Source organism: Dyadobacter luticola (assembly GCF_005860805.1).
Taxonomy (GTDB): Bacteria; Bacteroidota; Bacteroidia; order Cytophagales; family Spirosomataceae; genus Dyadobacter; species Dyadobacter luticola.
In genome coordinates this window covers 1,089,196-1,102,511 of the sequence record NZ_VCEJ01000004.1, presented here as the reverse complement: position 1 = coordinate 1,102,511, position 13,316 = coordinate 1,089,196, and the positions used below count along the sequence as shown (strand labels likewise).

Genomic DNA, 13,316 nt, shown 5'->3' with positions numbered 1-13,316 from the left:
CGTGTAAATCATCTGCGCTGTACCAGTAAATTTTTAGATACCTCGAGACTGATAAACAACGTCTGGCCGCCATTTATTTGTACGGAAGCAGATTTATCGTAATCATTAACTTCTTTTAACTCAATCACCGACCCCAATGTAATGCCCGACCGGTCCAAATGCTGTAAAAATGACGGTGCATGGTCCAGCACGCCCATCATTCTCACCTTTTCGCCGATCTGCACGTCCGTCAAAACCAGGTAGTCAGGCTCCGTCAGATTCCCTTTTGCATCCGGGATGGGGTCACCGTGCGGGTCGAAGCGGGGGTGCCCGAGGAAAGTATCGAGCTTTTCCACCAGGATTTCAGACGGAATATGTTCCAGCTCTTCGGCGATATCATGTACCTCGTCCCAGCCAAAACCCAGTTTTTCCACTAGAAAAACCTCCCAGAGCCGGTGTTTGCGGATTACCTTGATCGCGACTTTTTCACCCTGCTCGGTCAATGTTACACCCTGGTATTTTTTGTAATTGATCAAACCTTTTTCCGCCAGCTTCCGCAGCATGTCCGTCACCGATGCCGCGCGGGTAGCAGTGCTCTCCGCCAGCGCATTGGTACTCACTTCCGCCCCGTCACGGCCGGACAGGGAGTGGATGATTTTCAGATAATTTTCTTCTGTGAAGGAATTCTGCATTTCTGGTCAGCAGCGATGGCACGATATCTTAACATCGGCAAAAGTACGGGTTACAAATCAGAATAATAAAATTTAGGCTAGTCTAAAATTTTATTTAAGAATTTCTTTATATTTGTTTCCAGTAAACTGAATTGTTTATTTCGAATACTATTAAAATGATAGTTGGCTTAAAAGTAAAGGAACCAGTGGAAAAGAATACTCCGGACCGTCAGGCTTCATTGTCTGAAGTACATTCTACGATCCATGTTCCGGAAGGTGCGGGTTTCTGGAAAAAAATGGCCGCATTTGCCGGCCCGGGGCTGATGGTCTCTGTCGGCTACATCGATCCGGGCAACTGGGCGACGGACATTGAAGGCGGCTCGCGGTTTGGATATACCCTGCTTTCGGTGATCCTCATTTCCAATTTGTTCGCCATGCTTTTGCAGCACCTTTCCCTAAAATTAGGGATCGCCACCGGCCGCGACCTGGCACAAGCCTGCCGCGATTATTATTCCCGGCCGGTTTCTTTCGTACTCTGGATACTTTCCGAAATCGCCATCGCCGCCACCGACCTGGCCGAAGTAATTGGCTCCGCCATCGCATTAAACCTCCTTTTTCACATTCCGCTGCCCGTCGGCGTTTTGTTCACTGCATTTGATGTGCTGATCGTCCTGTATTTTCAGCAGAAAGGTTTTCGGATCATTGAAAGCATTGTGGCCGGTCTGATGAGCATTATTCTGCTGAGTTTTCTTTATGAAATGGTTGTTTCCCAGCCATCTATCGCCGGGATCATGGGTGGAATTTTACCAAGAACAGAAATCGTCACGAACTCGGGCATGCTCTACATTGCCATCGGTATCCTCGGCGCGACCGTCATGCCGCATAACCTTTACCTGCATTCCAGCATTGTTCAGACCCGCGCCTACAAGCGCGACGAGGAGGGCAAAAAGTCCGCGATCAAGTTTGCTACCATCGATTCGACGTTTTCACTGGCGCTGGCATTTTTTATCAATGCATCCATCTTAATCCTCGCCGCTACCGCATTTCACGCCAACGGACATTTTGAAATCGCCGACATTACCGACGCTTATCACCTGCTCGATCCGGTGCTGGGAGTTGGCCTGGCAGGGATTTTCTTTGCGCTGGCGCTGCTTGCGTCAGGCCAAAGCTCCACATTGACAGGTACCTTGGCCGGGCAGATTGTCATGGAAGGTTTCCTCAACATTCGCCTGAAACCCTGGCTGCGCCGCCTCATCACCCGCGGTATCGCCATCATTCCTGCGCTGATCGTTTCTTATTTATATGGAGAGAAAGGTACTGCCGAACTGCTGGTACTTAGCCAGGTAATTCTTTCGCTGCAACTCAGTTTTGCCGTGGTGCCGCTGGTTTTATTTACTTCAAGCAGCAAAATCATGGGCCGTTTTGCAAACACCAGGCTTGTGACCGCACTAAGCTGGATTATCAGCATCACCATTATCGGTCTAAACGGCTACCTGCTTTATAATACATTTGCCGGTTAAGGCCCGGCAGACCAAATTAAATTTGTAACCCACCGTCATTTCTTTGCAAGCGGTTTCCTAACTTTCGCCGTTTTTTCAAAAAGGTGAATGGAATCAAAGCATAAAATTGATAAGCTGTCGGCCGCCGGGGTCCTGGTAGCTTTTGGTATCATCTACGGCGATATTGGCACGTCCCCGCTGTACGTAATGCAGGCCATCATCCTGGGCGAAACGATTACCGAGGAAATCATTTACGGAGCGATATCCTGCATTTTCTGGACACTGACGCTCCAAACCACCATCAAATATGTGATCCTGATCCTCCGGGCAGATAACCGGGGTGAGGGCGGAATTTTCGCATTGTATGCGCTGGTCAGGAAACACGCCAAGTGGCTGACCGTCCCGGCAATTATCGGTGGAAGTACTCTGCTCGCCGATGGGATCATTACTCCGCCCATCTCCGTTTCTTCCGCTGTGGAAGGTTTGAAGCTTCTTTATCCCAACATTCAGACCGTCCCGATCGTTATCGGCATTCTTACATTCATTTTTGTTATACAAGCCTTTGGTACCAAAGTAGTTGGCCGTGCATTTGGGCCGCTCATGATCACCTGGTTTGTAATGCTGGGGGTTCTGGGTTTGTTTCAAATTATGGAACATTCTGAGATCCTGAAAGCCATCAACCCCATGTATGGCTATGATTTGATCACCAAACATCCCGGCGGTTTCTGGATCCTGGGAGCGGTATTTCTCTGTACCACAGGTGCCGAGGCGCTTTACTCCGATCTGGGACACTGCGGTCGCGAGAACATTCGGATCAGTTGGATTTTTGTAAAAATCTGCCTCTTACTCAACTATTTCGGACAGGGCGCCTGGCTGATTACACAAATGGGCGGCCTGCTTGACGCACGCAAACCATTTTATGAAATCATGCCTGAGTGGTGGCTGCTGCCGGGAATCGTCATCGCAACATTGGCGGCGATCATCGCAAGCCAGGCGGTGATAACCGGTTCATTTACATTGATTTCAGAAGCGATCCGCCTCAATTTCTGGCCGAAAGTGCGCCTCATTTATCCGAGTGATCAAAAAGGTCAGCTGTATGTACCTAGCATTAACTGGCTACTTTGGCTGGGTTGCAGCGGGGTGGTTTTGTATTTCAAACAGTCATCCAATATGGAAGCGGCTTACGGCCTTGCGATCACATTGACGATGATCATGACCACCATTTTATTCTCCTACTATCTTTATATGAAGCGGGTGAATTTGTGGATCGTCATTGTTTTTATGCTGCTGTACCTGTTTATCGAGGGAATGTTCTTGGGTGCTAACCTGCTGAAATTCACGCACGGCGGCTGGTTTACGATCTTGGTCGGCGTGCTGGTGGCGGGACTGATGACGGTCTGGCTGAGAGCATTTTACATAAAACTGAGGCTGACGGAATACACCAAGCTCGAAAAATACCTTCCCGCCTTGCACGAGCTGAGCCGCGACATCAGTATCCCGAAATATACGACGCACCTGGTTTTCATGACCAATGCTTCCCGCGCCACGGAAATTGAGACGAAAGTCATTTATTCGATCTTCCAAAAACGTCCCAAACGCGCTGATGTTTACTGGTTTATCCACGTCGACATTACCGACGATCCGTATACGATGGAATACAAGGTTTTGTCCGACGACGACAACAATGATAATGTGATCAAGATCAATTTCCGGCTCGGTTTCCGGGTCGATCAGCGGATCAATATGTTCTTCCGCAAAGTGGTGGAAGATATGGTTTTGAACAAAGAAGTGGACATCAGGAGCCGCTACGAATCGCTGAGCAAGCAGAACATTACCGGCGATTTCCGGTTTGTCGTACTGGAAAGGTTTCTTTCTTTTGAAAATGATCTGCCGCTGATCGAGCAGCTGGTGATGAAAACGTACTTTTTTGTCAAAGACTTTACGACACCCGAGGACAAATGGTTTGGGCTCGACAGCAGCTCAGTGAAAATCGAAAAAGTGCCGCTGATTATCAGGCCGGTCGAGAATGTGAAGCTGCGCCGGGTTTTCACCTGATACATTAGAATTGATTTTACTTTTAAAAAGGATCCGAAATGCTGAGTAACATGAGCAGTTTTCGATCCTTTTTCATTTTCTGGACATTCAAATATTACGCTTCACCTATGTATTCAGCTTTGCGCCTCTCCTTCCTGCTTCCCTTTTTGTTTTTAATCACTAAAAATTCACTGGCCCAAAATGCCGTAACAATCCCGATTGAAACATTGCACAATGCGCTGGTTTTGCAAACGGACAAAGAGAATCATTTAGGTATCACTTATTTTGGTAAAAAATTGGGCTCAGCTGTTGAATATCAGCTGGTAACCTCCCAAAGCCGCCAGCATGATGGGAATGCGGGAACATACAACTCTGCCTACACACCCGCCGGTTCGTGGAATGTGTCAGAGCCTGCCTTGCAAGTCACGCATTCGGATGGAAATAAGTCGATGGATCTGGTGTATGTGAGCCACAAAACCAGCAAGGAAAATGATAATGTGACGCTGACCAGCATTGTTTTGAAAGATCCGGTTTACGCGGTCGAGGTGACGTTGCATTACAAAACTTACATTCATGAGGACGTCACCGAGCAGTGGAGCGTCATTAAAAGCGCTGAAAAAGGTGAGATAACCCTCAACAAATACGCCAGTGCCAACCTGTATTTTATTGCCAAAGATTATTTCCTGACACATTATAATGGTACCTGGGCCAAGGAAATGAACCCGGAGCAAGAGCAGCTGACGGCCGGGATGCGGGTTTTGGATTCCAAATTGGGAACCCGTGCCAACCTCTTCCAGCCGCCGAGTTTTCAATTATCATTTGACAAACCTGCCACCGAAACAGAAGGAAAAGTGCTGCTCGGAACATTGGGCTGGTCGGGTAATTTCCGGATGGATTTTGAGGTGGATTCGTACCATAACCTGCGGCTGATTGCGGGAATCAACAATTACGCTTCCGAATATCCGCTGGCTTCAAACAAAGAATTCACGACGCCATCATTCATTTATACATTCTCCGAAAATGGCAAAGGGGAAGCCAGCCGCAACCTGCACAACTGGGCCAGAAAATACCGGATCCTGGATGGCGAGGGATCAAGAATGACGCTGCTGAACAACTGGGAAGCTACTTATTTTGGTTTTAATGAAGAAAAACTGTCCGGACTTTTCAAGGACGGAAAGAAACTGGGCGTAGATCTTTTCCTGCTCGACGATGGCTGGTTTGCCAATAAATATCCCAGGAATAATGACCAGGCCGGGCTCGGCGACTGGCAGGAAAATGTTAAAAAACTGCCACATGGCATCGGGTACCTCGTCAAAGAGGCCAAGAATGCGGGCGTGAAATTCGGTATCTGGGTCGAGCCGGAAATGGTGAACCCGAAAAGTGAGCTTTATGAAAAACATCCCGATTGGGTGATCAAAGAACCGCAGCGGCCCGAACATCATATGCGCAACCAGCTGCCGCTCGATTTGTCCAATCCCGAAGTGCAAAAATTTGTTTTCGGCGTCCTGGACAAGCTTTTTATCGAAAATCCGGATCTGGCCTACATTAAATGGGACTGTAATGCAATCACATTCAACGCGCACTCGGCTTACCTCGAAAAAAGCAAGCAGAAACAATCTCAGCTGTATGTTGATTATGTAAAAGGTCTATACAAAGTGCTGGAAAAACTGCGCGCCAAGTATCCAAAGGTACCGATGATGCTCTGCTCCGGCGGCGGCGGACGTGTTGATTATGAGGCGTTAAAGTACTTCACCGAATTTTGGCCCAGCGATAATACCGACCCGCTCGAACGCATTTTCATGCAGTGGGAATATTCGTACTTCTACCCCGCCATCGCCCAAAGCGCCCACGTCACCGACTGGGGCAAACAACCTTTGAAATACCGGACAGACGTAGCGATGATGGGCCGGCTCGGCTATGATATTGTGGTAAGTCATTTGAATGAAAAAGACCTTCAATTCAGCCAGCAGGCAGTTGCTACCTATAATTCAATCAAAGATGTAGTGTGGCACGGCGACCTGTACCGGCTTGTCGACCCGAAGGAAAACAGCTACGCTTCACTCCTCTTTTCATCAAAAAATAAAGACCGCGCGATCCTCTTTTCCTACCTGACCGGCAACCGGAATGGTGACGGCTCAGACACGCCTTTCCGTTTGCAGGGACTCGATCCTGCGAAAAAATACAAGGTAAAAGAGCTGAATTTGTACCCGGAAACGAAAACCGCTTTAAAGGAAGACCAGGTTTATTCGGGTGAATTTTTGATGACCGTGGGTTTCAACCCGGCAGTGAGTGCGCGGAGAACCAGTGTAATTGTAGAGATTTCGGCCCAATAAATGAGCCGAAATCTTTCTTAATATTATTTCAAATAAACACCTTCTTCCTCGGCATTACTCAGCACAACTTCCACGTGCTCCGTCAATGTAGTGCTGAGCGAATATCCGACGTAATCGGCATGGACGGGAAATAAATGGTGCCCGCGGTCGACTACGACGGCAACCTGCACCTTTTTCATGCGGACTTTCAGGAAGGGTTCCAGGGCAAATGCCAATGTCCGGCCGGTGTTCAAAACATCGTCGGCCACGATCACGACCTGATTTTCCACATTGATCTCATGGTCAAAAAGAATAGGGCTCTGGAAGTGAACGTGCTTGTCGAATCGGAGCTCCACCAGCTGTACATTCAGTGGCGAAATGTCCGTCAGCTCGTCGCGGAGGCGTTTGGCGAATGCAAAACCTTCGCCGGAAATGCCCGCTACGATAATGCTTTTTTCCTCAAAATTTTGCTCGTATATCTCAAAAGCGATCCGCCGGATTTTTTGTCCCGTCTGGTGGGAGCTGAGAATTTGTCGGCCGGAAGCTATGTTGCTGTCACTCATCGGAATCGGGATTCGTTAAAAAAGGAAAGTAAAATTAAGCATACATCTTACTTTTTGATAGCCTCTGCAAAGTTCTTTATCCACTGTGCGGCCTCGGTACGGTGCACTTCCAGCGCCAGGCTTTCAATTCCCAGGCGCACCTTTTCCTCCCCGATCCGCTCCACACGAAGTTCCATCAAAGCCTTGTCATATAGCCTGGTAAATTCGGGATGCGCCTGCATACCCAGCATATTTTCACCTACCCGGAACATTGCCACCGGGCAATGTTCGCTGGTGGCGAGCAGAGTACTGTCTTCGGGCATGGTCATCACCTGATCCTGGCACATCATGAGCATATTCAGCGAAGGCAAATGCGGCTGCATCCACATTTCAGGATGGGTTATGTCAAAACGATGCACGCCGACACACCAGCCGCCCGGCGACTTCAAAACCTGCCCGCCCAGCGCCTCAGCCAACATTTGGTGACCGAAACACAGCCCGACAAACATCTTTTCGGATTGATAAATATCCCTGACAAATTGTTTCAACCGCAAAATCCAATCTTCCTCATCGTACACCGAAAACCGGGAGCCGGTGCACATGTATAAGTCACATTCATCGACTGATTCCGGGAATTGTCCGTTGCAGACATCGTAAAAATGAAAATCCCACTCGGAAGTTACCTCCGAAAACAAGGCCGGGAACATCTCGCGATAGTCCCCGGCAATGTATTGCAATTCTTCCCGCACGTGGTCGCATTCCAGCAATCCGACTTTCATAGCGCTACGCGTTAATTTTCAAATGAAAAGATTTTGGCCGCGTCAATGCTTCATACCCGACGGTCGAAAGTGTGACACCCCGGCCGGAATTTTTGACGCCGGTCCAGGCCAGCGCCGGATCGAGGTAGTCGCAGCGGTTCATAAACCAGGTACCGGTTTCCACCTGCTCCCCGATTTTGATGGCGGCATCAATATCTTTTGTCCAAATTGAAGCCGTGAGGCCATATTGGCTATCATTCATGAGCTTAATCGCCTCCTCGTCGCTGCTTACCGGCATAATGCCGACGACCGGAGCAAATGTTTCTTCCGACATGACTTCCATCTCGTGGTTGACATTGATCAAAACCTGCGGCGCGAGATAGGGTGTACCCGATTTATGCGCCGAGAATAATGTCGTATCAATCAGCGCAGTAGCACCTTGCGCAATCGCTTCATCAATTTGTTTTTGGGCAAAATCGGCTGCCGAAGTTCGCACCATCGGGCCCAATGTGGTATCCTGATCGAGCGGATTTCCTAATGTGTAAGTTTTGGTCAATTCGGCAAAATCGCTGACAAACTGGTCGTAAATGTCTTGGTGTACATAAATCCGCTCAATCCCGCAGCAAGATTGGCCGGAATTAAAGAAAGATCCATCTACCAGATTTTCAACTGCATCGGCCAGGTTGGCATCAGCCCGGACGTAGGCAGGGTCCTTCCCCCCCAGTTCCAGCCCGCCTATGATAAAGCGTGCATTGATCGCTTTTTGCACTGCGTGACCGCCTTCCACAGATCCTGTAAATGCTACATAATCAATGCGTTCATCGCCAATTACCTGCGCAACCTGCTCGTGACTTAAATGTAAATATTGAAAAACGCCGGTGGGCAAACCTGCATACTCAAATGCGGCGGCATACCTTTCCGCGCAAAGCGGCGTCTGCTTCGCATGCTTCAAAATCACCGCATTGCCGGACATTATCGCAGGAATGACCGAGTTCACTGAAGTTAGATAAGGATAATTCCACGGCGCAACCACAAAAATAACCCCGAGCGGATCGCGGCGGATAAATCTTTTGAAACCCGAAATCTCCTCCACTTCCACATCAGCCAGCGCTTTTCCAGCCACCGAAATCATATAATTTGCCCGCTCCTGAAATCCCTTCCGGATCTCATTCGCCGTATACCGGATCGGTCGCCCCATCTGCCAGGTCAGTTCCAGCCCGATTTCGTCCGCGTTATTCAGGAAATACTCGACAGCTTTGCGGCAAATAGCTTCCCGCTCCGCCAGCGAAGTTTTGCGCCACTCCTTTTGAGCAGATACTGCATTATTTAATGCAGCCTCTACTGCATCTGCCTCAGCCAGCTCCCGCTCAACATATACTGACCCATCGATAGGGCTTATCGTTTTTTGAATTGCCATTCTTACTTAGAGTGTAAAAAGTGAAAGTGGGGAAAGTCATTTATTGTCATTTGTTGTCAAGTATGGTCAAGTGTTGTTCTTATGTTCGATTAAACAATACCTGACAACACCTGACTATAAATGACTACTAATGACTAATAACCCACATTTTACAGAGGTGTCACATAAGCCGAAGTAATCCCGCCATCAACCAAAAAGTCAGTACCGGTAACGAATGACGATTCATCCGAAGCCAGGAACAATGCGGCATAAGCCATTTCTTTCGCTTCACCGAAACGTCCCATCGGGATGTGGACGAGGCGTCTTTGTTTTTTTTCTTCGGTGTTTAAGAACTTCATGAGCAACTCCGTACGCAGTGGGCCCGGGCATAATGCATTCACGCGGATGTTTTCGCGGGCATGGATGACGGCGAGCTCGCGGGTCAATGCTAGTACCGCACCTTTGCTGGCGGTATAGGCAATCTGCGGTGTCGCTGCACCGAGAATTGCGACGAAGGATGCAGTATTGATGATGGAGCCGCCACCTGCGCGCTGCAATGCCGGGATACCGTATTTGCAGCCCAGGAAAACGCCTTTTGCATTGATATTCATGGTCAAATCCCAGATCGATTCTTCGGTCGTCATGGCATTATCGTCGTCGCTGTGCATGATGCCCGCGTTATTGAAGATAATATTGAGCTTCCCAAATTTCTCTTCCGCAAAATTCACAGCCTCCTCGCAGTCAGCGGCTTTGGAAACATCGGAACGCAGGAAAAAAGCTTCGCCGCCATTTTTGACAATTTCATCCGCGGTTTCCTGGCCTCCTGTTTCGTTCACGTCAGTTACAACAATTTTGGCTCCTTCTTTGGCAAACAAAATGGCAGTTTCCCGGCCAATTCCGCCACTGCCTCCGGTAATGAGGGCTACCTTATTTTCTAAACGCATGGGGTTGGGTGTTAATGGATTATGATAGTAATTGAGTTTTTATAAATGTCAGATCTATCCGATCAAATCTGCTCGAAATACCTTTTCCGCTCCCAGTCTGTCACCGAGGTGTCATACGCCCTTTGTTCACTTTTGAAAAAATGGGTGTAATGTTCGACGACTTCTTTTCCGAAGGTATTTTTCGCAAAATCACTTCCTTCAAAAAGCGTAACCGCCTCAGCCAAGGTATACGGGACGCGGGGTAAATGCGCTGCGGCGTAAATGTCGCCGACGAAACATTCCGGCGGTTCGATCTGGTTTTTGATTCCATCCAAACCTGACGCTAGCGAGGCTGCAAATGCGAGATACGGATTGCAATCCGCGCCGGGAATCCGGCACTCGATGCGCAGGCTAGCGCCACTTCCTACCACGCGGAAGCCTGCTGTGCGGTTGTCGTAGCTCCACGCCAGCCGCGTGGGTGCCCAGGAACCGTCCACAAAACGTTTGTAGGAATTAATGGTCGGGGCGTAAAAGGGCATGACGTCGGGCACGTGCTTGATCCAGCCGCCGAGGAACCAGCGGAAAATGTCGGAACCTTTCACGGGGCCGAATTGCTGGTCTCCTGCGAAAGCATTCTCGCCATCTTTCCACAAGCTCATATGAATGTGGCTGCTCGATCCAGCCTGGTCTGTCACGAACTTGGCCATAAATGTGACCGAAAGTCCCATCGCATCCGCCACTTCTTTCAAACATTGCTTGTAAACCACATGGTTATCCGCCATCGAAAGCACGTCCGAATATTTTACATTCAACTCGTGCTGGCCCAAACCCCACTCTCCTTTTGAAGTTTCGATCGGGATACCGGAGTTTTTCAGATGCCGACGTACCACGGAAGTGAATTTCTCATTCCGCGTGCCTTGCATAATGTGGTAATCTTCGAGGTAGTAGCCGGCAGGCGTCAGGTTTTGGTAATTTTGCTGAAATGCCTGACGGTATGTATTTTCCAGTAAATAATATTCCAATTCCGAAGCTGCGAAACATTGCATTCCGTCATTTTGGAGTGCGTCCAGCTGCTTTTTTAAGACCGATCTCGGCGCGATGGATTCCAGCTCGTGCGATTTTTCATTGTGCACATCGCAAAGTATTAATGCTGTTTTTTCCAGCCAGTCGGCGATCCTTAATGTTGCCAGATCGGGCACCAGATGAAAGTCGCCGTAGCCTAACTCCCAGTTCGCATATTGGTATCCCGGCACCGGCTCCATCGCCATATCTGTCGTCATCAGGTAATTACAGCCGTGGGTACCTGATTTGATCACCGAATCGAGGAAATAATCGGCGTCCACACGCTTGCCCATCAGGCGACCGTAATGATCGGTAAAAGCCACGACGATCGTTTCAATTTCTCCCTCCGCAATCCTGGCCCGAAGCTCTTCCTGTGTCAGAAATCCTTTTTTAGTCATCGAAAAGGGAAGTTAATGTAGCGTTATCTGTCAGCGTAACTGGTCAATTTTAGCATTCAAAGGAAATTTCAGGACAACCTTTTTTCCGGAGGCTTTTTCCAAAACCGGCGTCAGGATTTTCCGTGCATTCTCCTTGGTTTGATCCAGTATTCCCATATCCAGGGCCGATTTCTGGATCTGCTTCTCCGCTTGTTTATAAGCTTCCTGCACCAGCTTTCCCTCATCATTGAAGGCGTACTCGGTATTGTAAAGCTTTGATTTACTGTGATCTATTTTAAAAACACACAACTCCGGCTCCGGCATATTCACCACCAACGTTTCACTATCAGAAGTAATGTCCGCAATTTCCATCTGGGTCAGGTCCACGCAGCCGATCGCCTCACCTTGTACGATTAATATTGCTTTGGCATTAGGCAGCCACATTTTCACAATCTGCTGCTCCACCACATCCTTGAAATTGTATTTCACCAGTTCCAGTTTGCCCATCGCGCTCACTTCCTGCAACACCAGGTTGTGCATGGTTTCAACATTGTCTTTCCCGGAGAGCCAGCCAGGCAGCCAGTTGCCCGAACGAAAACTGCCCCAGAGCGACTGCAACCCCGATAATAAGAGTATGAGTACCAGCAAACGCACCAACCACGAAAACAACCGCATACCTGATTTTTTGAGTTAAACCGCTTTTCCGTCCGTCACTTCCCGCGCCAGACGCTGCGCAATGATACTGGCCGCGATCAGTTGCAGGGCGTGGTAAATCATGATCGGCAAGAGCATAATACCTGCCTGCGGGCCGGCAAAAAGCACTTTCGACATCACTGCGCCTTGCACCAGCGATTTTTTTGAACCACAGAAAACCGCCGTAATCCTGTCTTCCCGGTTGAATTTCAGCAGGCCCCCGATGAAGGTCAGCAAAAAGTAAATCCCAAAGAAAAGCGCCAGCATTCCTGCGGCTAAAAATACGATTTCTTTTATTCCAAGCGAACTAAAAAGGTGTTCTCCAAAGGATTCGCAGAAAGATGTGTAGACGATCAGAAGGATCGAAGACTGATCGAAATAGCGAATGAATTTTTTGTGCCGCTCGGCGAAATGCCCCCACTTTTTATTGAGAAAAATCCCGGCAAATACTGGTAATAGTACTTGTAAAGACAGTTTTCCGACTACCGAAAGCAGATCGAAATGTTCCGGTCCGGCATCCATCACCATACCCATCCAGAGCGGCGTGACAAAAACACCGATGAGGCTGGAAATGCTGGCATTGAAAATGGCGGCTGGAATATTGCCGTGCGCAATTGAAACCATCACCACGGATGACGAAACGGTGGAAGGCAGCACGGTGAGGAAAAAGATAGCAAGCCAGAGTGTCTGACCTTCTTCTGTTGTAAAAAAAGGCCTGAATGCGAGGGCAATAAGTGGAAATAAAATGAATGTGGACAAATGTACCATCACATGCAGCTGCCAATTCATAAGCCCGGCACGGAGCTTTTCGGGACTGAGCCGGAGACCGTAGAAAAAGAAAATGATGGAAACCGCGTAACTGGAAATTTCGGAAAGGTGCAGCGGACTGGTTTTCATGCCGGGATACGGCCAGAGCCATGCCAGCAAGATCATACTCATCAGGGCCAGCATAAATCCGTCGAGCCCTGCTTTCCTGGCTGTTTCAAAAGTTTTACTCATACGCTTAAAATCGTGTGCAATACTATTTTAGAAAACGAACACGGCTTTGGGTGAAAGCAAAGCTACAATTC

At 48.7% G+C, this 13,316-nt stretch carries 11 protein-coding genes; 3 read left to right on the top strand and 8 right to left on the bottom strand.

The window, feature by feature from the left end; genetic code table 11:
• Positions 1-8 precede the first annotated feature (8 nt).
• Complete coding sequence (locus FEN17_RS15315; RefSeq protein WP_138366218.1) at positions 9-671, bottom strand: metal-dependent transcriptional regulator; 663 nt, start codon at positions 669-671, stop codon at positions 9-11.
• Positions 672-826: 155 nt separating this feature from the next.
• On the opposite strand from FEN17_RS15315, the gene FEN17_RS15310 reads away from it, so the two are divergent.
• The 3 genes from FEN17_RS15310 (at position 827) to FEN17_RS15300 (ending at position 6,516) form a co-directional block, all read left to right on the top strand.
• Entirely contained in the window at positions 827-2,170 is a 1,344-nt protein-coding gene (locus FEN17_RS15310) for an Nramp family divalent metal transporter (RefSeq protein WP_138366217.1), read from the top strand.
• Positions 2,171-2,257: 87 nt separating this feature from the next.
• Positions 2,258-4,204 (top strand): KUP/HAK/KT family potassium transporter, encoded by a 1,947-nt coding sequence (locus FEN17_RS15305; RefSeq protein WP_138366216.1) that lies wholly within the window; start codon positions 2,258-2,260, stop codon positions 4,202-4,204.
• A gap of 50 nt (positions 4,205-4,254) precedes the next feature.
• Positions 4,255-6,516 (top strand): alpha-galactosidase, encoded by a 2,262-nt coding sequence (locus tag FEN17_RS15300; RefSeq protein ID WP_310589762.1) that lies wholly within the window; start codon positions 4,255-4,257, stop codon positions 6,514-6,516.
• 23 nt (positions 6,517-6,539) lie between these two features.
• On the opposite strand, the gene FEN17_RS15295 is transcribed toward FEN17_RS15300, so the two are convergent.
• The 7 genes from FEN17_RS15295 to FEN17_RS15265 all read right to left on the bottom strand — a co-directional run bounded on the left by FEN17_RS15295 (position 6,540) and on the right by FEN17_RS15265 (position 13,245).
• Positions 6,540-7,058, bottom strand: coding sequence for a phosphoribosyltransferase family protein (locus tag FEN17_RS15295; protein WP_138366215.1), 519 nt, complete (start codon positions 7,056-7,058; stop codon positions 6,540-6,542).
• Positions 7,059-7,105: 47 nt separating this feature from the next.
• A complete protein-coding gene (locus FEN17_RS15290; RefSeq protein WP_138366214.1) occupies positions 7,106-7,816 on the bottom strand; it encodes a glutamine amidotransferase-related protein in 711 nt (236 codons plus the stop codon).
• A 4-nt stretch (positions 7,817-7,820) separates the two neighbouring features.
• Positions 7,821-9,212 carry an aldehyde dehydrogenase family protein gene (locus tag FEN17_RS15285; RefSeq protein WP_138366213.1) on the bottom strand — a complete coding sequence of 464 codons (1,392 nt, stop codon included), beginning with the start codon at positions 9,210-9,212 and terminating at the stop codon, positions 7,821-7,823.
• 149 nt (positions 9,213-9,361) lie between these two features.
• A complete protein-coding gene (locus FEN17_RS15280) occupies positions 9,362-10,135 on the bottom strand; it encodes a glucose 1-dehydrogenase (protein WP_138366212.1) in 774 nt (257 codons plus the stop codon).
• A gap of 62 nt (positions 10,136-10,197) precedes the next feature.
• A complete protein-coding gene (locus FEN17_RS15275) occupies positions 10,198-11,574 on the bottom strand; it encodes a glutamine synthetase family protein (protein WP_138366211.1) in 1,377 nt (458 codons plus the stop codon).
• Positions 11,575-11,604: 30 nt separating this feature from the next.
• The gene (locus FEN17_RS15270) at positions 11,605-12,228 is read right to left on the bottom strand and encodes a DUF4230 domain-containing protein (RefSeq protein ID WP_138366210.1); all 624 of its coding nucleotides are present in this window, start codon (positions 12,226-12,228) and stop codon (positions 11,605-11,607) included.
• A 15-nt stretch (positions 12,229-12,243) separates the two neighbouring features.
• A complete protein-coding gene (locus FEN17_RS15265; RefSeq protein ID WP_138366209.1) occupies positions 12,244-13,245 on the bottom strand; it encodes a bile acid:sodium symporter family protein in 1,002 nt (333 codons plus the stop codon).
• Between the last annotated feature and the right edge of the window lie 71 nt (positions 13,246-13,316).